Here is a 19,298-nt window from a genome sequence, read left to right as displayed (position 1 = left end):
GACGAAGCAGTCCTCATGCCGTCCAAGGTTGACGGAAGTCAGCCGGCAAAGCCAGAGGCCCATGGCACCTGATCTAGTCAGAGCCATGGGCCTGCGGGGCCGTAGATCAATAGGCGGACTCACGCGGATCGCTCGTTGCCCGGAGGTGACCGCGGCTCGTTGCGATGCGGAAGACGTCCCGCAGAGCCCCGGTCAACTCGTTGACCAGGCACCGCATCTCGTCAAGGGACGTGTCCTTGTCGTCGAGAGCCTCTGAGACTTCTTCCAACAGTTCGCTTGCCGTGCCGAGTTGCGACGCTTCGATGCTGTCCGCGAGGCGGGACATGTAGCCGTCCGGGTCGTCAGTGCTCAGGTAGCAGGGCTTGTCCCCCGGGCCCGACCATGGGAGGAGCCGAAGTTCGTTCGGGGTCGTCATCCTTGGGTTGGCCTCTCGTTGAGCACGTGGTGGGCGGTGAAGACGGCGTCAACTCGGCCTCCCGGAAAGGCCAGGAGCGCGGCTTCTACGACGCGGCCGTTGGTGTCGGTGGCGATGCGCGTGATCGCGAGAACGGCCATGCTGTTCCCGATCCGGAGGGCCGACGCTTCGTCTGGGGTGGGAGAGCGGGCGGAGACCGTCTCTCGGATGGTGGCCGGCGACGGGCCCAGGACGGCGAATCTGGTGACCCCTTCCCGGCACGCGGAGTCGTCGTTGAGGACTCCGGCCGGGGCCAGGTCGCGCGGGATGTAGATGCGGGCCAGGCCGTGCGGCGCCCCTTGTTCAAGGCTGAGGCAGGTGTACTCCGTGAGAGGGCTGCCCATTGGCACCTTCAGCAACGTCGTCAGGTGCACGGAGGCCGGAACCGTGGTGCTGCGAACCGTGATGCGCAACGTTGGCTCAGCGGCGGTCCAGGGGTCTAGCGTGCCCCAGCCGCCGACGTACATGATCTTGCGGCGGGGGTGACGGACGTAGTTGCCCTTGCCGTGGATCTTCTCGACGAGTCCTTCGGCCTGGAGCACGGCGAGAGCGCGTCGCAGGGTCACCGTGCTGACCCTGTAGCGGGCGGCCAGGCCGGCTTCGGACGGGAGGCGTTCGCCTGGCTTGATGCTGCCCGTCGTGATCTGGTGGCGTAGGTCGTCGGCGATGTCGTGATGGCGTCGGGGCACGGATCCAGTCACCGCCTTCTCAGCAGTCGCAGGGCGATGAGCCGGGTACGGGCGTGTATGGCCAGCAGTTCGCCCGACTCGAAGACCAGTTGCTTGGCCCCCTGGGGAAGCTGGAAGAGGTCGCTCACTCGGCAGGCCTGACCGCCGAGTTCGATGATGTCGCCGCGCTGCACGGTGGCAGCAGTGACCTCGATGGAAGAGACCAGTGCACCGCCGGGGGCTGGGACCCTCATGCCATCACCGTCCCGGGTACGGACGGGTCCGGGGTCGAATGGCACGGGCAGATGCACACCTCGTAGATCACCGGCACGTCGTCCGTCGTCGCAGGCGGAGACGGCTCGATGCAGGAGTGGTGCGTCCCGATCCAGCAGGCGATCGAGCGGTAGGGGACAGAAGTCGTACCCGTCGGGTCCGGTTGTCGGCGGGGAGGCATCAGTGGGCCCCCGCGAGGGCCGACCAGGCATCGGCCAGCAGGTGCGGGGCGACGAGTACCGTACGCGTCCGTGCACGCTGCTCTTCCCACGCCAGCAGGTACGGACGGACAAGCGCGACGTCCTCTCCCCTCAGCGGGTAACGGTGGACCGTGCCGACCGGAGCCCGCCCCAGGGCAACGGTCGAAGCGTCAGTGAGCGCGGGGCAGGTGAGGGGGGCCAGCGGCCGGGAGGGCGTTAAGGGGCGGCGGTGCCTACCGTTGGGGAAGCACCGCGCTCTGGTGCGCGAGATGACTCGGCGGATACGGTTGAGCATGCTGTTCAGCTCCTATCGCTGATAGCCCGGTCCCCCGACGTCGCCTGTCGTGGGGACCGATTTACGTACGACCGCCCATAAGGTGCGGCCGTTCAAGCTGGTGGCCACGAGCCCGAATCGATCGGCATCGGCCACCGCGTCCAGGACCTCCCGCCATGAGTCGGCGGAGAGCGTGTCCGGGACTTCTGCCTCGACCGTCGTGAACCGGGTGTGCTCCTCCACGCGCGGGCGGAGGCCAGCGGCAGACAAGCGGGCGGCGATAGCCGCCGCGGTCACTCCCGAAGCGGACACAGCGCACCCCCCGTTGCCAGCGATCACTTTCAGTGAAGCTAGTTAACTAGATTAGAGCTAGTGGACTAGATTTTCCATATGTCTGAGCAACCGCCGTACCTCCGCATCGCCGACGAACTCCGGCAGCGCATCGCGGAGCACGTCTGGGAACCGGGCGACCGTCTCCCATCCCGCGCCCAGATCGGCCAGGAGTGCGGCGTGGGCGAGAACGTGGTGCGCAGGGCACAGGAATTGCTGATCTCCCAAGGCGTGCTGGAAGGCCGGGCCGGATCGGGGACCTACGTCGCCGAGCCCCGGGAGCGCGTGAGGGTCGTCCGGTCGTCGGCACGTGAGCAGCCCAGTGGATCCCCGTTCCGACAGGACATGAAGGCCCTTCGCCGACAGGGCGACTGGGAGAGCCGGACCGACGCGAAGGTGCCGGCCCCGGCGGAGATCGCGACGCGGCTCGGGATCGCCGAGGGCGAGCTGTGCGTACGTACGACGTACGAGTTCCTTGCGGACGGGAAGCCGGTGCAGTTGTCGACGAGTTGGGAGCCGTACGCCGTCACTGGCGGAACCCTCGTCGTTCTCCCCGAGGGAGGGCCCCACGCGGGGGCCGGGGTCGTGAACCGCATGGCCGAGATCGGAGTCACCATCAGCCACGCAGTGGAGCAGCCCGAACCAAGGCACGCGACCGCCGAGGAAGCATCGCTACTCGGTATCCAGAAAGCCGCGCTCGTGACGCACATCCGGCGGTCGTACTACAGCGAAGACGGCCGACCCGTGGAGACAGCGGACATCGTGGTGCCCGCAGCGCACTGCGAGATCGTCTACGAGATCCCGATCAACCGCTGACGAGCTGCCCAGGCAGCTCCAAAGCCGTGGCCCAGCCGTGCCCCCTGCGTGCCCCTTCCGTGCCCGACAGAGCGGGAAACCGGGGGGAACAGCGGTGCCCGGCAGGGAGTAGGTATGGCAGAGGCCCCCGACCATACTTACTGGTCGGGGGCCTCTCGCCTGCGGTGGGTGTGGGATTTGAACCCACGGTGACATCGCTGCCACGACGGTTTTCAAGACCGTTCCCTTAGGCCGCTCGGGCAACCCACCTCGGCCCCGCCCACCAGCGACGGAGCGGCTACAGCCTACCGGCCCCGGCCGGTCGCGGGGGCCGTTGGTCCGTCCCTGGTCCGTGGGCTCCGGAAACGGGCCGCACACGGGACCAAGACCAGGTTGCCACGGGCACCCGCCGCACCCGCCGAGGAACGCCGCGCACTGGCGTCAGGGGGGCAGCATCGTCGCGGTGAGCGGAGGCAAGCAGGAGGTCCCGCTCGGGATGGTTCTCGCCGGTGACCTTCTCCTGCACTCCGAGGTCCGACCGAGCGGCCTCATGAAACTCGTTGATCGCCCGGAAGGCGACACGGTCCCGCTCCCGCCACTCCTCCAAGGTGCCCGCGGTCTTTCCGGTCGCCTGCCAGTCGATCGCGCGAACCGCGGCGTGCAGCCCGTGAGCCGCCTCAACGACCTCGTCACCACCGAGCAGCATGATCTGCTCGAACGACCGCCCCCGCTGCCGCTCGGCCTCCGACAGCTCCGCGATGACGCGATGAAGGTGGAATGAGCTGTCGTCTGGTCCATGCGGCAGCTCGGCGGATACAGTCGAACACGCTGATCAGCTCCCTATAGCTGATGAGTGCGCCCCCGGACGGCGTCGTCTGTCACGGGGGCATTTCTGCGGATGGCGGCCCATGCGAGGCGACCGCCCGCGCTGCTGACGTCCAGCCCGAACCGATCGGCTGCTTCCAGCACCGCTAAGAGCTCCTGCCAGGACCCGGCCGAGACCGAGTCCGCGACCTCCATCTCGATGCGCGTGTGATCGTCGTGATCCGTCACACGCGGGCTGAACCCGGCAGCGGAGAGGCGCGTGGCCAGCTGGTCAGCCCGTCCTTGGGGTAAGGACACGATCACATCCGGCACGCTGATCGTGCTGCCCCAAGGGCGGACCGCACGCCGGCGCGGGGGTTGTCGACCGCATGGCGGAGATCGGCATCACCGTCAGCCACGTCGTGGAACAGCCGGAGCCCGGACAGGCCAACGCCGACGAAGCGACGCTCCTCGGCGTACAGCGCGGCGCACTCGTCACACGCATCCGTCGGACGTACTACAGCGACGACTCCCGCCCGGTGGAGACCGCGGACATCGTCATCCCTGCCGCTACCTGCGAAATCGTCTACGAGGTGCCGGTCTCGAACTGACCAACTAGGGCCTGTCCTGCCGATCACGTGAGCCTAATGACGGGTCAAGCGGGCCAGGGAGATGTTGCTGGTGGCCTCAGTGCTGGATCAGACCGCTGACCGGGACGGGAGCGACGTGGCCGGTTGCCGGAAGGGTCCGCACCAGGGCGAGGCCGATGTCGACCAGCGATGACCGGCGCAGGCCGGCGACGTCGGGGATCGGAGTCCAGACGGACTCGGCGGTATCTCCGTTCGGCTCAGGCCGGAGTTGGCCGCCGGTGATGCGGACCCGGTAGAAGATGCCGACATTCTGGTGATCCGGTCCGCCGGGGATGGTGCGTTCGGCGGCGGGGATCACCCTTGAGTCCACGCCCAGCAGGCGTTCCACCACCGCGTCGCAGCCGGTCTCCTCGGCAACCTCCCGGGTCACCGCGTCGAACGGATCCTCCCCGTGCTCGACCCTGCCGCCCGGAAGAGTCCAGCTGCTTGAGACGTGATGGGCGAGCAGCACCCGCCCGTCCTCGATGCACACGGCATACGCCGCCAGCCGGAAACTCATGCCCGTACCTCCCATCGGACGCTATCCCAACGTCCAAGATCCGCACATCGCTAGAGGGGGGCCGCGTAGCCGCCTCTGCGGCCTGGCCCTTCCCTGATGTGCCCTGTAGTGCTGGATCCGTGCCCCTGGGCGGGCACGGCTGCTGGGGGACTGCTGGACCCCCGCTCTGCGCCTACCGCTAGAGTGCGATGCTTGTTCGATTCGCCGGAGGGCGGAGGGGGAGGGGTCGTGGGCGTACAACTGAGAGACGTCGCCGGGGAGTTGGCGGGGGTGTTGTGGCGGGAACACACCGTGTACCGGGAGCGGTCCGGCGGTGTGGTCATCCGGGGCGAACATGTACGGCGGTGGATCAGCCTCGCCCCGACGGGCGGCCGGGACGAGGTCCTCGTACGCGCGGGGCGCATCCTGGACGGCGGCACCACCGCTCCGGCACGTTCGGAGGCCGTGGTGCCCCTCTCCGCCGGTACAGGCGTGCTCGCCGCGACCTGCCGCCGCCTGCTCGCCGAGGCAGCGGCCGACGTGGCGCCGGTCGCGCCGGGACGTGCAGCGCCCGGGCGGTCGAAGCGGTCCGGGAAGGCAACGCGGCCCAAAGGCAGTGGGAAACACACCAGTTTCGGTTCATGGGTGATCCTCGCCTGCGTCGCCGGTGTGATCGCCCTGTACGTCTACAGCACCGCGATGCGCGGCTAGTCAGTACTAGAGGACACGTCAGGCATGCGGCGCCTGCTTACCCGCATCGCCGCAGGTCGCAGGTCGCAACCAGATGTGCCCCTGTAGTACCAGCTCCTATTGGACCCGTCCCCTTCCCATCTCAACAGGCCGACAGGTCAATACAGTTCGGTGCCGGCCGAGGCGTGGTGCCCACCGACAAAATTGTGTGGTCGCGGCCTCTAGCGGCCCGTAGCGCGCGAGCAGCCCAGCGTCGACAAGCCCGCGCTCACCATCGGCATCACGCCCCAGCCCGCCGTCCTCCAAGACCTGGCCGGCGCCCCCGGCGCCCGTGACCGAGGACTGCTCGCCCGCTTCCTGTACGCGCTGCCCGCTTCGAACCTCGGCTACCGCAAGACCCGCACCACCCCCGTACCCGAGACCGTCGCCCAGCGGTACCACGCCCGCCTGTCCACCCTGTTGCACAGCACACCTTCTACGCACTCCCCGAACGGGTCACGGTGAACCGCTCCGGGTCTGATGGAGGGTCGATTCCCTGAGCGGATCGAGTCATGGCACGTCCGTCCCCCTACCCTCCCGAGCTTCGTGAGCGTGCGGTGCGCATGGTCGCGGAGATCCGCCCGAACTACCCGACCGAGTGGGCCGCGATGAAGGCGGTCGCCGCGAAGCTGGGCATCGGAGCGGCGGAGCTCGACCGGCCGTCGAAGCGCTCGTAGCATTCATCGACGAGTTCAAAGCGGACAACTATGGTTTCTACGGGGTCCACAAAGTCTGGCGGCAGCCGCACCGTGAGGGCATCGAAGCAGCCCGCTGCACGGTCGCCCGGCTGATGCGCGACCTGGGCCTGGAGGGTGCCCGCCGCGGCAGGAAGATCCGCACCACGATCCGCGACAGCGGGGCAGTACACCTCTTTCGCGTTCACCGCACACCTCCTCAAGGCCGGCATCGACGCCTCGATCGGCACCGTCAGACCCCGTCGGCCCTGGCACGGCCTTGCCGAGGTCGATCTCGGGGCCATTGATGGGACCACCACCTGGGTGCCACGGGCACCCGCCGTACCCGCCGTACCCGCCGTACCCGCCGAGGTACGCCCCGCACTGGCATCAGGAAGAGGCAGCGTCGTCGCGGCGAGCGGAGGGAAGCAGGAGGTCCCGCTCGGGATGGTTCTCGCCGGTGACCTTCTCCTGCACTCCGAGGTCCGACCGAGCGGCCTCATGGAACTCGTTGATCTCCCGGAAAGCAGCGCGGTTCCGGTCCCGCCACTCAGCTCTCGGCGCGTGGGTGGCCCCGTGGCCGGGCGCAGTCTTTCCGAGTCTGTTGGTGGCTCGCTGTGTGTCGTTCGGGGCCGTTCACCTGAGAAAACCGCCTGAACGACCGCGGACGCGGCCGGACACCGCGGTCACGGCATTTTCCACAGCCGTGCCGTGCCGCCGTAGGTCATCGTTGCCAAAAACTGGCCGTCCGGCCTGAAGACAACGCTTTTTACGTTATCTGCGTTCTCTTGGTCGCTGATCAGGCTGGTGCGTCGTTTGTGGTCGGCCATGTCCCACAGCCACACCTCGTCACCCATGACAACAGCGAGTGTTTTGCCGTCCGGGCTGAACGCCACGGTACGGAGCTGGGCGTCGGTCTCGTCGACGAGGGAGCCTTCCTGACGGCCGCTGGCCACGTTCAACAGCGTCACCGTGTAATCCTCGTCAGTGGTGGCCAGTGTCTTGCCGTCCGGGCTGAATGCCACGCCCCAGATTTGCTTGGAGTCGTAGAGAGTCTTGCGCGCTTTGCGGCCGGACACGTCCCACAACCGCACTGAGTAACCCTCGCTGGGGACAGGGGGAAAGAAGTTGTACCCCGCGGAGGCCAGCGTCCGGCCGTCCGGACTGAACGCCACATGGTCGATCGACGCCTCGTCGTCCAGAACGGCGACTTCTCCGATCTGCTCTTTGCCGCTGTCGGCATCCCACAGCCGTACCCCGTCGCCGCCTCCCGTGGCGAGCAGCTTGCCGTCCGGACTGAACGCCACACTCTCGATGGTTTTGGTGCGGTCGCCGTGGGTCAGGCCGACCTGCCGGCGCTTGGCCACGTCCCACAGTCCGACCACGCCGCTGCCCGTGCCGACGGCGAGCAGCTTGCCGTTGGGGCTGAAAGCGAGAGAGGGGGTCCCGAGCACGGCTTTGCCGGATTTATCGCGCTGGGTGAAGGTGGCGCGTAGCTTGCGGTCGGCCACATCCCGGAGCTCCACCCTGCCGCCCCCGCCGGCGGCGATGGTCTTGCCGTCCGGGCTGAACGCCACCGCCACGCCGTTACCCGGGTGGAGAACCTCGGTGATGGTGGCCACGGGCTTGATCGAGGACGGCGTATCACGGTCGGCCGAGTGCTCGGGAAGAAGGACGGCAACCAACATGACGACGAGGACGAGGATCCCGACTCCGCCCAGCAGTACGGGTAGTGACGGGGCGGGTGTGGTGTGGGGGTCTGGGCTCGGGGGATACGGCCGAGTGTCGGAGCCCGACGGAGCCACAGGACCGCCGGGGGCGGCGCCCCCTCCTTGTTCCTGCCTTGTCGCAGGCGATGCCGGTGTGGTGACGGCGTCGTGAAGGCCCGGTGCGGGGCTGACGACGGTCCTGGTCCCGGGGCTGACGACGGTCCTGGTCCTCGGCAGGCAGAGCTGGATGACCTCGGCAGGGGTGGGCCGCCGCCGCGGATCTTTCTCCAGGCAGCCGGCGGCGATGGTCCGCACGGGTTCGGGGCAGTCGTCGAGGTCGGGAGCCTGTTCCAGGATGCGGTAGGTCACGCCGTGGTGGCTGCCAACGCCGAAGGCGGGCCTTCCGGTGACGGCGAAGCAGGCGACGACTCCGAGGGCGAAGACATCGACTGCTTCGGTGACGGTCTGCCCCCTGATGTATTCGGGCGCCATGTACGCGGGCGTCCCTGTGAGCATCCCGGTGCCGGTCACCGACGTGACGTCTGCGGCCCGGGCGATGCCGAAGTCGATGACCTTGGGTCCCTCGGCGGTGAGGAGGATGTTGGAGGGTTTGAGGTCACGGTGGATCACGTCAGCGGCGTGGATGGACTGCAAGGCTTCGGCCACCCGGGCGATCAATCCCACCGCCGCGTCGACCGGCAACGGCCCGTATTCGGCCACCGCGTCCTGCAAGGACGGCCCGGGGACGTAGGCCGTGGCCAGCCAGGGCTCGTCAGCCCGTAGGTCCGCATCGACCACCGGCACGGTGTAGAGGCCCTGGACCCGCCGGGCCGCGGCCACCTCGTGCTCGAAGCGCGTGCGGAAAGCCCTGTCGCCCGCGTATTCACGGTGGACGACCTTGACCGCCACCGCGCTGCCGGCCGGAGTACGCCCCAGGTAGACGCGGCCCATCCCGCCCGCGCCCAGTACCGCCTCCAGCCGATACGGACCGGCCTCGGCGGGATCACCGGGCCCGAGTGGGCGATGCGACGGAGGGGTTGTCGGCCACCCCGGTCGCTCCCCTCTGACGGGCGGAACTGCGGGCGGAACATAGCCCGGTTGGGACATGCCGGCTGTCACCCCTCGCTGGTCTGCCACGCACGTAGCGTCCTCCACCGTTTCACGCAGCGGTGGACCGCAGCGGTTCCCCACCATGACCCGGCTACCCGGCTACCCGGCTACCCGGCCACCCCATCCAGGCCCGAGACGCTCCGAGCGAGCGATAGCGTAAACGAACCCGCCGCGCCCGAACAGACCTGCACATCGCGGAATGTCCCGGTACCCCGTTCCAGTGACATGCGCTTTCCGCAGGTCAGAGCCTGTTTCATCATTCCAGCGTCCCGTTCCGGCGGTGGGTGGTTGCGGCCTGGACCGTGCACCCCGAAAGCTGTGACCAGACAGCGGGACCGGCCCGGGAAGCACGCATCGCTCAGCGAACGCGTCCTTCACCGTCGCCACGCTTCCGTCTCCCCCCGAGCCCCACCGCACCGCCGGTACGCCGTCCGGCGCGGGCAAAAGGCTCGATCCAACCGACACGGGAAGAAGAACCATGCGTAAGCACCGCATCCGCACGACCACTCTGGCCGCCGCCGTCCTCGTCGCCGCCCTGTCACTGACCGCATGCCAGGGCGAGGACTCGAATGCGGGTGCCGCGCAGAATGCGTCCTCCTCCACTTCGGCTTCCGCCGGCACCGGCGCGACCGTCACATCGGGCTCGTCCGCGGAAAACACCAGCACGGACACCTCCCAGGGCTCCGGTACGGCGAGCGAGGGAAGCACGAACAACGGAAGCGCAAGCACAGGAAGCACCAGCACCAGCACCAGCGGCAGCACCAGCGGCAGCAAGGAAAGCGGCGGCGGCTCGTCCGGCAGCGGCGACAAGAGCGGCTACGGGCAGGTCTGTGGCGCCAACGACATTTCCTGGAGCACCAAGTCCGAGACCCAGGCCGGTGGTTACATCCTGGTCATCGCGAAGGCCAACCCCGGCATCACCTGTGTTCTGCCCGCCGCACTCCCGACGGTGGCCTTCGGATCCGACGGCACACAGGCCGGACCGGCTGAGCAGGCCGTCGGCGAGCAGATCACGCTGAGCGGGTCAACCACCGCCTACGCGGGAGTGAACCCGAAGACCACCAATCAGAACGGTGGCAAGGAACTGGACAGCATCATCGTGGGCATCGGCGACAACGACCCGAACCCGGTCTCCCTGCCGGTCGGCACGATCACCGTCGAAGACCCGATCGTCACCAACTGGCACACCTCCGCGGCGGACGCCGTTCCCTTCAGCTCCTGAACGGACCGGTTACTGACGGACGGACGCCTGAGCCGCCTCCTGAGCCGCCTCAACGACCTCGCCGCCACCGAGCAACATGATCTCATCGACTGCCGACGGGGCCCTTGTCCTCGGCGATCAGGTGCGCGGACAGCATCTTGTGTCGTGGTTCGGGCGGGGGTGGCGTGGTTCGTCGGTTCGCGTAACGGGACGGCGCGCGTTCGTAACGTCGTTCTTATGTGGTCGAAGCCCGTCTCCCTGAGAGTGATCTCCGCGGAAGGTTCATTCCGCATGACAGAAGATCCCGTGGGAGATGTCTCGTGCCGATACGACGCGCAGGCGCGTTGCTCCGTACCTCGCTGTTTACTCAGGTCGCCGTCGCGCTGCTGCTCGGGGTGCTGGTCGGGAAGGTGTGGCCGGACGGCGGAGCTGCCGTGCAGTGGGTCAGTGACGGGTTCATTCGCCTGATCAAGACGATGATCGCGCCCCTGGTCTTCTGCGTCGTGGTCACCGGTATCGCCAAAGCGGGGGACATGCGGGCGTTCGGGCGGATCGGGGTGAAGGCGCTGGTCTGGTTCGAGGTCGCCAGTACGCTCGCTCTCGTCCTCGGGCTCGTCGCGGCCAATCTGGCGTCGCCGGGGGCCGGGATGAACGTCGATCCCGCCACCTTGAACCCCGACGCCATCGACGCCAAGACCGGCGGGGGCGAGTTGGCGTCGACCTCCGAGTTCGTTCTGGAGTCCCTGCCCACCAGCTTCGTCGGCGCGTTCGCCGAGAACTCCATCCTGCAGGTGCTGGTCCTGGCCTGTCTGACCGGCGCCGCGCTGCTCCATCTCGGGCCCAAGGTGCCTGCCATCCTGCCCGCCGTCGCGCAGGTGGAGACCGTCGTCTTCACCCTCGTGGGATACGTCATGCGGCTGGCGCCGCTGGCCGTCTTCGGCGCCTCGGCGAGCCTGATCGGGCAGTACGGGCTGAAGGTCATCACGACGTACGGAAAGCTGATCGCGGTCTGCTACCTGGTCGGGCTGCTGTTCCTCGGACTGCTCGCGGTCGCGCTGCGGCTGCTCACCGGGGTCAGCCTCTGGCACTTCGTCCGCTACACCCGCGCCGAACTGCTGCTCGCGCTCGGCACCGCCTCCAGCGAGAGCGTGATGCCGCGCATGATGGACAAGCTGCGCAAGGCGGGCTGCCGGGACGACGCGGTGGGGCTCGTGCTGCCCACCGGCTACTCCTTCAATCTCGACGGCGCGTCCATCTATCTCTCCGTCGGCACGCTGTTCGTCGCGCAGGCGGTCGGCGTGGACCTGAGCCTGGGGCAGCAAGTCACGGTCGTACTGGTGCTGATGCTCACCAGCAAGGGGATGGCGGGCGTGCCGGGCTCCGCCTTCCTCGCCCTGTCCGCCACCGCCTCGTCGTTGGGGGTCATCCCGGCGGGCGCGGTCGCGCTGCTGCTCGGGGCGGACCGGATCATGGACTCGATGCGGGTCGTGGTCAATCTGCTCGGCAACTGCGTGGCGGTGTTCGTGGTTTCGCGCTGGGACGGTGCCTTCGACCTGCCACTCGCCCGCCGCGTTCTGACCCCCGGGACCCCTGAGACCTCCGGGACCCCTGAGACGTCAGGGACCCCCTGGACCGCCAAGTCGGCCGAGTCAGCCGAGTCAGCCGAGTCAGCCGAATCGGCCGAATCGGTGACGGATGAGTCCGTGACCGCCGAGTCTGCCGGCAGTAGCCCTGACCAGGCCCCCGCCAAGACGCAGGCCGGCGGTTGAGCGTGTGCCACGCCCTACCGCCGGCCTCCGGACACGAGCCCGCTCGTCAGCTCTCGCCCTCGCGCTCGCCCAGGGTGACCTGGGTCGTGGACTCCTTGCCGTCGCGCTTGTAGGTCAGGGTGACCTTGTCGCCGGGCTTGTGGGTCCAGATCTGGCCGATGAGGGTGGGGCCGCTGTCGATCGGGGTGCCGTTGAACTTGGTGATCACGTCCCCGGCCTTCAGACCCGCCTTGGCGGCCGGGCCGTTCGCGACGACGGCCGGGGTGCCGCCCTCGCCCTGAGCCGAGATCGTGGCGCCTTCGCCGCCCTCGGCCATCGTGACCGTGGCGCCGATCACGGGGTAGACCGGCTTGCCCGTCTTGATGAGCTGATCTGCCACGTTCTTCGCCTGGTTGATCGGGATCGCGAAGCCCAGCCCGATAGAGCCCGCCTGGGACTGCCCCATGCCGCCGCTGCCCGCCGACTGGATGGCCGAGTTGATACCGATGACCGCGCCCCGCGAATCCAGCAGCGGGCCGCCCGAGTTGCCGGGGTTGATGGAGGCGTCGGTCTGGAGGGCGCTCATGTACGAGTTGCTGGAACCGGAGCCGTCACCCGACGCGACCGGGCGGTTCTTGGCGCTGATGATGCCCGTGGTGACCGTGTTGGAGAGACCGAACGGGGCACCGATCGCGATCGTCGAGTCCCCGACGGCGACATGCTCCGAGTTGGCGAGCGGGAGCGGGGTCAGACCGGAGGGCGCCTCCTTCAGCTTCACCACCGCCACGTCGTAGCCCTCGGCCCGGCCGACGACCTCGGCGTTGTACTTCTTGCCGTTGGAGAAGGTCGCCGTGAGGTCACCTCCGTTCGCCGCGGAGGCCACCACGTGGTTGTTGGTGAGGATGTGGCCCTCCTTGTCGTAGACGAAGCCGGTGCCCGTACCGCCCTCGCCGTTACCGCCCTGCGCCTCGATGGTGACCACGCTCGGCAGCGACTTGGCGGCCACCGAGGCGACCGTACCGGCGTCCCGCTTGACCTCCTTCGGGGCGTCCGCCGCGGAGACCGTCGTCGAAGCGATCGAGCCCTCGTCGTTGCTCTCGGCCGCCCAGTAGCCGATCCCGCCGCCCACACCGCCCGCGATCAGCGCGGCCACGAGCACGGCCGTGATCAGCCCGCTCTGGCGCTTGCGCGGCGGCCGCGGCTCGTGTCCCGGCACCGGCGCGCCCCAGGCGGGACCGCCGTTGTCCGCTCCGCCGTACGACGCACCGCCGTGCGACGCTCCGCCGTACGAGGGGAACTCGGGCGGCGGCGGGGGCCAGCCCGCGTCGGCCGCACGCGGCGGCGCGGCGGCGTGCTCCGGCGCGGAACCGGACTGCGACGGCGACGGCGGCTGAGGCTGCGAAGGCGACTGCGGCTGCGGCTGCGGCTGCGGCTGCGACGGGTGCTGGGGGGCGGACTCGGGGAAATGTCCCGCCTGGTCGGCCGTCGGCGGCGCCGGCTCACCCGGGCCCGGCTCGTGCGCAGCCGGCTCAGGCGCGGCCCCTCGCGGAGCGGACGCGGGTGTGCCCTCGGGAGAGGCATCCGGCACGGGAGGTACGGACGGGGCGGCGGGGACCGCGTTGCCCTCGTTCTCAGTGCTCACAGCTCTTTCTCCTCGGTTCCACGTCGTCTTCGGCAAGAGTCCGCTGTGCAAGTGTCTGCGGTCAGCTTTTCCCACAGCACGTCAGGCCACTGTAAGCAGGACCTGTGCGTCTGCCCGTCATCCTTTATTCCGGACAAAAAGAACGCACCTGGACCGACCGGCCGTGAGACACCAACCGTTCACTCGCCTACCCCCTCACGATGACACCATGACGCGGTGACTCAAGCACGCCAGCACAGCATCCAGGTCGTCGCCCACCGCGGAGCCTCGGAGGACGCCCCCGAGCACACCCTGGCCGCGTACACGAAAGCCATCGAGGACGGCGCCGACGCACTTGAGTGCGATGTACGGCTCACCGCCGACGGCCATCTCGTCTGCGTCCACGACCGCCGGGTGAACCGCACCTCCAACGGCCGCGGCGCCGTGTCCGCCCTGGAACTCGCCGATCTCGCGACCCTCGACTTCGGCTCCTGGAAGGACAGCGAGGAGAGCCCGGACTGGCGGGACCCGGAGTTCACCTCCGTACTGACGCTGGAGCGCCTGCTCGAACTGGTCGCGGACGCCGACCGCCCCATCCAGCTGGCCATCGAGACCAAGCACCCCACCCGGTGGGCCGGGCAGGTGGAGGAGCGGCTGCTGCAGTTGCTGAAGCGGTTCGGACTGGACGACCCCACGCGCGGCGGCCGGGCCCCGGGTGCACCCACGCGGGGCGGCCGCGTCCTGGGCGGCCTGCCGCCGGGCGAGTCCTTCCGGGGCCGGTCCGCGCCGGGCGGACCCGTTCCCGGCGAGTCGGCCGTACGGATCATGAGCTTCTCGGCGCGCTCGCTGCACCGGATCGCCTCCGCCGCGCCCCAGTTGCCGACCGTCTATCTGATGCAGTTCGTCTCACCCCGGCTGCGCGACGGACGGCTTCCCGCCGGGGCCAGGATCGCGGGACCCGGGATGCGGATCGTCCGTAACCACCCCGGATATATCGCCCGACTGCACAGGGCGGGCCACCGTGTCCATGTCTGGACGGTGAATGAGCCGGAAGATGTCGATCTCTGCGTCCGCCTCGGAGTGGAGGCGATCATCACCAACCGCCCCAAACAGGTTCTGTCCCAGCTGGGCCGTCTTGCCTGACATCTCCCGACTTCTTCCCGGCTCCGACTGACGGACAGTGACGAAGAGTGCACCGGCGCGTTCGTTCCGTGTTCGAATGTCACGAGTGCGTCAATGGCCTTCCCTTGGCCGGTTTCCAGTCCAGGCCATTGGGGCATCCACACCGTGGCGTGGGGCAAAGGAGGTCTCGGGGGTGGCGTTTGTGGTGGCACAGGAAGTGCCCACGTCGTCGTGCATGGCCGTGCCCCATGGCCCTGCGGGCGTGGGTGAAGCGCGACACCGGATGCGTGAGCAGTTGAGGCGCAGCGGGATGTCGGACTCGGTGGTGGACGACGCCGTACTGATCCTTTCCGAACTCCTCAGCAATGCCTGCCGGCACGGCAGACCGCTGGGGCGTGCGGAGATCGGTGACGGCGACATACGTGCCGCCTGGCGCGTCGACAAGGCGGGCCGGCTGACCGTCGAGGTGACGGACGGCGGTGGTCCTACGCGGCCCATCCCCGCCACCCCCTCGGTCACGGCGCGCGGCGGGCGCGGGCTCAACATCATCACGGCCCTCGCCCAGGAGTGGGGGGTACGGGACAGCGCCTCCGGAGAAGTCACGGTGTGGGTCATCGTTACGGAAGGGCACCGCCGCGACAATTTCGCTACGCGCGTCACATCCCCTCGCTCGGGGCTGGAGAGGCGCGAGGGCCTGGAGGAACTGGACGGGCTGGACGCGTTGGAGGGCCTGGACGGACTGGACGGGCTGGGTCTCGCGGACGTCCTGGAGGACAGGGACTGACGCGGACTGACGGAGACTGACGGGGACTGACGGAGGACTGACGGAGGACTGGCTGACGAAGGACTGACGGAGGGGCTGACGGGAGGACCGGGGAGACCGGCCTGTTCAACCTCTTGGTCTCACCGCCGCGCCGCGCCTCCGCCTCGTCAACTCTCCGCCTCGTCAACTCTCCGCCTCGTCAACTCTCCGCCTCGTCAACCCTTCGCCGCGCCGACCCGCCGTCTCGCCCATTCGCGCGACCGCATCGCGCCCCCGGCAATCCCCGTACGGCTAGGCTCGCGCCGACACCGCATCGCCGCTACCGGGAGAAAGCCACACCATGGCCAAGAAGCGCCCCCAGACGAAGGCCGCGAAGGCTCAGCTCAAGGACGGACCGATTCCGGTGGTGGGGGCCCGTGAGCCCTGCCCGTGCGGTTCGGGCCGTCGCTACAAGGCCTGTCACGGCCGGGCCGCCGCACATGCCGTGACCGAGCTGGTCCAGCGCCCCTTCGAGGGCCTCGCCGGTGAGTGCGACTGGGTCGCGCTTCGCGAGCTGGTGCCCGCCGCGACCGCCGAGCTGACCCTGAAGGACGGACTGCCCGAGGGAGTTCCGTCCGTGACGCTCGCGACGGTCCTGCCGATGGCCTGGCCGGCGCTGCGCCGCGACGACGGCTCCGTACTGCTCGCGCTCCAGAACGACACCTCGTCCGGTGATCTGAGCCGCGATCTCGCCGACACGCTCCGGCGTGCGCTGACAGCGGAGCCCGGCAACCCGGTAGCCGCCCAGCGCGTACCCGCCGACGGCCCGCGCCTCCAGGACCTGCTCGACCCCGACGCCGCCTTCACGCCGGTCGTCCACTCCGGATTCGAGTTCTGGGTGCCGGACGCGCAGAACGCCTCGGCGGAGGTGACCGCCTCCCTGGAGCGCGCCAACGCCGCCGCCATCCCCACCGCGCTGCTCTCGGGTACGGACGCCGCGTACTGGTGCGAGACACCGGAGAAGAACCACCTCCGCTGGGTCATGCCGTACCCCGAGGAGAAGCTGCTCGACGCGCTCACCCGGCTGCACGCCGCGGGCACATCCAGCCTTGGTGAGGGCACCCGGCTGGTCGGCTCCTTCCGGGCGCATGGGCTCACGGTGCCGGTGTGGGACCTGCCGAGCGCGATGGGCGCGGAGGAGTGCGAGAAGCCCGCGGCGGAGTTCGCCGAGCGGCTCACGGCGGCGCTCGCCGTCGACGCGCCGCTGACCGGGGACGAACGCCGGGCGCGCGGCGGGCTCACCAACCGCCAGGTGACGCTGAGCTGACAGTCCCAACGGAGTGTGACGCGTTCCACTGAAGTCGGTGACACCTGTCACAACTTCCTCTACCGGCAGGTAATTCATTGTCCGAATACACCGGATCGAATTTGCTAACCGCCGATCTCTTGTTACCGTTCTAGAAGCCCGGTCGCTGGTGCATCCCCCGTCGCCAGCGACCGGGCGTCTGCGTTCTCGGACGCCCCCGGCGTGTCAACCATCCGCCGGGGCCGGGGAGTTGCTCCCCGACCTCAGCAGCAGCGGCTCGATCTCCGCACCGTTCCCCTCAATCTCCCCACCGTTCCCACTGCTCCTGCCGTTCGCACTGTTCGCGGGCGCGGAGAACTCCGCCACCGCCATGTACGCGCTGTGTTCGCCCCGGGACGGCTCGCGCGGTGTCTCACAGATCGCCGGTTCGTCACCGGCCCGGATCGGGCAGCGGGTCTGTACGGTCCGTCCGTACGGCCCCATCAGGCTCAGTACGGCGAGCAGTTCGCCGCCCGTCTCATTGCGGTAGTACGTACGCGCCCACGTATCAGGCCTGTCGCGCGCCGCGGTCAGGACGCAGGTCTGCGCCTCGATTCCCTCGGGGGAGGCGACTTCGGGTCCGCATCGCTCGGTCGTACGCGCCACGGCGCCCGTACCACGCGTACCGGCAGTCACAGCGTTCCCAGCGCTCCCAGCTGTCCCGGACCCCTTAATTCCGGACACAGACGAAAGTCCCGTCTTCGCATCCGCAAGGAGCCCGGCCGCGCCGATTGTCGCTCCCGCGTCGGACTGTGGACCGTCCGCGGGGCCGGCGGAGGCGGCGAGCGGCAGCAGTGCGGTGAACACCACAACGGCCGCGAGCCCGATCATGCGGAGATTCATGGTGGGGCCCACCTGTCACTGCCGGGGAATTGCTGACGGTGGGCCGAAGATATCGACGGAATGAGGCGCCCACGGACCCCGCGCGCCCAATTCCCCCGCAACTCGGCCCTACTCGCACCCGTACGAGTGACAGAGCGTGAACGCGCCCCGGTCCGGATCAGACCGGACCGGGGCGCGGAAAACCGTCGCCAACACCGGCCGACAAGCACCGGGCAGTCGACGGCCAGCCCTCAGTAGGCGAGCCTGCTGCCGCCGTCCGGCGCGCTCGTGCTCGCCTCGACGAGCGCGTCCACGACCGCCTCCACATCCGGCAGCCAGGGCGCCGCAGAACCCTCCAGAGGCGCCCGCTCCCAGCGCACCTGTCCGCCGGCCGCCTCGGACGGCGGCAGCACCAGATAGCCGCCCTCGCCGTGGAACCGCAGCGAACTGGGCACCCAGTCCTTGTTGTAGAGCAGCTCACCGAGTTGTTCGAGGCTGTACGGGGCCACCAGCAGCGACCAGCGGGTCGGGGTCGCGACAACCGGCCCCAGCCGCATGCCCATCCGGTCCAGCTCCACCAGCGCACGCGCGCCGGCGACGGCGGGCAGGCTCACCGCGCACGGGGCGCTGCCGCCGGTGGCCAGCACGATCGGGGCCGTGGGGCGGTTGCCCCACCACCAGCGCACCATTCGCTCGTCGGTGGTCGCGGCGAGCAGCCCCGGATCGAAGGGGTGCGCGCCGGGCACGACGCATTCGAGGTCGGGGCAGGCGCAGCCCTGGCCGCGCGTCCCGCGTCCGCCGGCCGACTTGAGTCCGGCACCCGGCAGTACGGGCCATCTCCACGCGGTGGCGCAGGTGAGCGCCGCGTCGAGCTGGGCGGCCCTCCCTTTGCGCCGGAACCGGAGCCTGCGTCGCCTTCCGAGGATCTCGCGCATGAGCGCTCGTTCCTTTCCGTTGAACGCCGAGGTCCACATGACACTGACACCATGTGTGTGCATCACTTCACCGTGCGTACATTTCGACGCGTGGCCGCCCCTTGCCCGAGGCATGGACAGACCTTCTCGGTCCGGGGTGCGTCGCACCGTCCCTGAACCGAACTCGGACTGTCTTCATTAAACGCGTGGCGAGGGGTGGCGTGCGCATGGCGCTTACTGTCCCGCTGCCGTACCGCTGTGCTCTTCCCGCCACTCCGGGGGATGGGTGCGGGCTACGGCGGTTAAGACGCCCAAGCCCGTCGGCAGGTTCCGAGGCGGTCCCAACTGCCCCTGTCCGTCACCGTTTACGTACCCATCACGTTCGGAATGACGCTCCACCCGGGTCGTACTCGAACTCAGCCCTGAAGGACTCCCAGTTGAGCGCCCTCAGTCGACCGCAAAACCACATCACCAGGGTCATTTTTTGGCCAAGTTCACCGTCTCACAGACACCCATCGTTCCTCCAGGACAATGCTGGACATCACATCAGCTGTACGTGTAGATGTGGATCTATTGATAGCTGCGCAGAATGACATGGGGGTTTGCAATGCTATTGAGTGAAATGCACCGTCTCG

At 68.9% G+C, this 19,298-nt stretch carries 17 protein-coding genes, 1 tRNA gene and 3 pseudogenes; 11 read left to right on the top strand and 10 right to left on the bottom strand.

What is annotated here, in order from left to right:
- Window positions 1–106: 106 nt before the first annotated feature.
- From IF11_RS0103555 to IF11_RS41850, 4 genes are all read right to left on the bottom strand, one after another.
- Window positions 107–415, bottom strand: a complete 309-nt coding sequence (locus IF11_RS0103555; RefSeq protein ID WP_030349914.1) for a hypothetical protein — start codon at window positions 413–415, stop codon at window positions 107–109.
- Window positions 412–1,155, bottom strand: a complete 744-nt coding sequence (locus IF11_RS0103550) for a GntR family transcriptional regulator (RefSeq protein ID WP_030349913.1) — start codon at window positions 1,153–1,155, stop codon at window positions 412–414. The genes IF11_RS0103555 and IF11_RS0103550 overlap by 4 nt, the downstream gene beginning before the upstream one ends.
- Window positions 1,152–1,376, bottom strand: a complete 225-nt coding sequence (locus tag IF11_RS39900; RefSeq protein WP_106979095.1) for a hypothetical protein — start codon at window positions 1,374–1,376, stop codon at window positions 1,152–1,154. Before IF11_RS39900 ends, IF11_RS0103550 begins: the two co-directional genes overlap by 4 nt.
- 526 nt (window positions 1,377–1,902) lie before the next feature.
- Window positions 1,903–2,181: a hypothetical protein gene (locus IF11_RS41850; protein WP_030349911.1), complete on the bottom strand. Its 279-nt coding sequence runs from the start codon at window positions 2,179–2,181 to the stop codon at window positions 1,903–1,905.
- 78 nt (window positions 2,182–2,259) lie between these two features.
- Between IF11_RS41850 and IF11_RS0103535 the strand changes: the two genes are divergently transcribed.
- On the top strand, window positions 2,260–3,015 hold the full coding sequence (locus tag IF11_RS0103535; RefSeq protein ID WP_030349910.1) for a GntR family transcriptional regulator: 756 nt from the start codon (window positions 2,260–2,262) through the stop codon (window positions 3,013–3,015).
- A 162-nt stretch (window positions 3,016–3,177) separates the two neighbouring features.
- Here IF11_RS0103535 and IF11_RS0103530 read toward each other — a convergent pair.
- Window positions 3,178–3,264, bottom strand: a tRNA-Ser gene (locus IF11_RS0103530).
- Between the two features lie 193 nt (window positions 3,265–3,457).
- Here IF11_RS0103530 and IF11_RS0103525 point away from each other — a divergent pair.
- Together IF11_RS0103525 and IF11_RS36330 are read left to right on the top strand one after the other, a co-directional pair.
- Window positions 3,458–3,775: a hypothetical protein gene (locus tag IF11_RS0103525; RefSeq protein WP_133243178.1), complete on the top strand. Its 318-nt coding sequence runs from the start codon at window positions 3,458–3,460 to the stop codon at window positions 3,773–3,775.
- 345 nt (window positions 3,776–4,120) lie between these two features.
- Window positions 4,121–4,409, top strand: a pseudogene (locus tag IF11_RS36330) (UTRA domain-containing protein); the annotation flags it as partial.
- Between the two features lie 76 nt (window positions 4,410–4,485).
- Here the strand turns inward: IF11_RS36330 and IF11_RS0103510 are convergent.
- Window positions 4,486–4,947: an NUDIX hydrolase gene (locus IF11_RS0103510; protein ID WP_030349908.1), complete on the bottom strand. Its 462-nt coding sequence runs from the start codon at window positions 4,945–4,947 to the stop codon at window positions 4,486–4,488.
- Between the two features lie 228 nt (window positions 4,948–5,175).
- On the opposite strand from IF11_RS0103510, the gene IF11_RS0103505 reads away from it, so the two are divergent.
- The 3 genes and pseudogenes from IF11_RS0103505 to IF11_RS43395 form a co-directional block, all read left to right on the top strand.
- On the top strand, window positions 5,176–5,637 hold the full coding sequence (locus tag IF11_RS0103505; protein WP_240627518.1) for a hypothetical protein: 462 nt from the start codon (window positions 5,176–5,178) through the stop codon (window positions 5,635–5,637).
- Between the two features lie 228 nt (window positions 5,638–5,865).
- Window positions 5,866–6,120: pseudogene (locus IF11_RS43105) on the top strand (DUF3987 domain-containing protein); the annotation flags it as partial.
- 47 nt (window positions 6,121–6,167) lie between these two features.
- Window positions 6,168–6,508: pseudogene (locus tag IF11_RS43395) on the top strand (IS3 family transposase); the annotation flags it as partial.
- 507 nt (window positions 6,509–7,015) lie between these two features.
- Here the strand turns inward: IF11_RS43395 and IF11_RS0103495 are convergent.
- Window positions 7,016–9,145: a WD40 repeat domain-containing serine/threonine protein kinase gene (locus IF11_RS0103495; RefSeq protein ID WP_030349905.1), complete on the bottom strand. Its 2,130-nt coding sequence runs from the start codon at window positions 9,143–9,145 to the stop codon at window positions 7,016–7,018.
- A gap of 481 nt (window positions 9,146–9,626) precedes the next feature.
- Between IF11_RS0103495 and IF11_RS0103490 the strand changes: the two genes are divergently transcribed.
- Both IF11_RS0103490 and IF11_RS0103485 read left to right on the top strand, forming a co-directional pair.
- Window positions 9,627–10,370, top strand: a complete 744-nt coding sequence (locus IF11_RS0103490) for a DUF4232 domain-containing protein (RefSeq protein ID WP_030349904.1) — start codon at window positions 9,627–9,629, stop codon at window positions 10,368–10,370.
- Window positions 10,371–10,693: 323 nt separating this feature from the next.
- Window positions 10,694–12,118: a cation:dicarboxylate symporter family transporter gene (locus IF11_RS0103485; RefSeq protein ID WP_051745457.1), complete on the top strand. Its 1,425-nt coding sequence runs from the start codon at window positions 10,694–10,696 to the stop codon at window positions 12,116–12,118.
- A 46-nt stretch (window positions 12,119–12,164) separates the two neighbouring features.
- Here the strand turns inward: IF11_RS0103485 and IF11_RS0103480 are convergent, their stop codons facing one another.
- Window positions 12,165–13,739 (bottom strand): S1C family serine protease, encoded by a 1,575-nt coding sequence (locus tag IF11_RS0103480; RefSeq protein ID WP_030349902.1) that lies wholly within the window; start codon window positions 13,737–13,739, stop codon window positions 12,165–12,167.
- 216 nt (window positions 13,740–13,955) lie between these two features.
- On the opposite strand from IF11_RS0103480, the gene IF11_RS0103475 reads away from it, so the two are divergent.
- The 3 genes from IF11_RS0103475 (at window position 13,956) to IF11_RS0103465 (ending at window position 16,909) form a co-directional block, all read left to right on the top strand.
- Window positions 13,956–14,861: a glycerophosphodiester phosphodiesterase gene (locus tag IF11_RS0103475; RefSeq protein WP_030349901.1), complete on the top strand. Its 906-nt coding sequence runs from the start codon at window positions 13,956–13,958 to the stop codon at window positions 14,859–14,861.
- Between the two features lie 76 nt (window positions 14,862–14,937).
- Entirely contained in the window at window positions 14,938–15,624 is a 687-nt protein-coding gene (locus IF11_RS37645) for an ATP-binding protein (protein ID WP_051745455.1), read from the top strand.
- A gap of 319 nt (window positions 15,625–15,943) precedes the next feature.
- Window positions 15,944–16,909, top strand: a complete 966-nt coding sequence (locus IF11_RS0103465) for a DUF5926 family protein (protein WP_030349899.1) — start codon at window positions 15,944–15,946, stop codon at window positions 16,907–16,909.
- Window positions 16,910–17,113: 204 nt separating this feature from the next.
- Here IF11_RS0103465 and IF11_RS41840 read toward each other — a convergent pair whose 3' ends face one another.
- Both IF11_RS41840 and IF11_RS0103455 read right to left on the bottom strand, forming a co-directional pair.
- A complete protein-coding gene (locus tag IF11_RS41840; protein ID WP_051745453.1) occupies window positions 17,114–17,533 on the bottom strand; it encodes a hypothetical protein in 420 nt (139 codons plus the stop codon).
- A gap of 467 nt (window positions 17,534–18,000) precedes the next feature.
- Window positions 18,001–18,684: a bifunctional DNA primase/polymerase gene (locus IF11_RS0103455; protein ID WP_030349897.1), complete on the bottom strand. Its 684-nt coding sequence runs from the start codon at window positions 18,682–18,684 to the stop codon at window positions 18,001–18,003.
- Window positions 18,685–19,298 lie beyond the last annotated feature (614 nt).

The sequence above is a fragment of the Streptomyces scopuliridis RB72 genome (assembly GCF_000718095.1).
Lineage (GTDB): Bacteria > Actinomycetota > Actinomycetes > Streptomycetales > Streptomycetaceae > Streptomyces > Streptomyces scopuliridis.
Note: the sequence above shows the minus strand (reverse complement) of the source record. Positions and strands in the feature narration are given on the sequence as shown.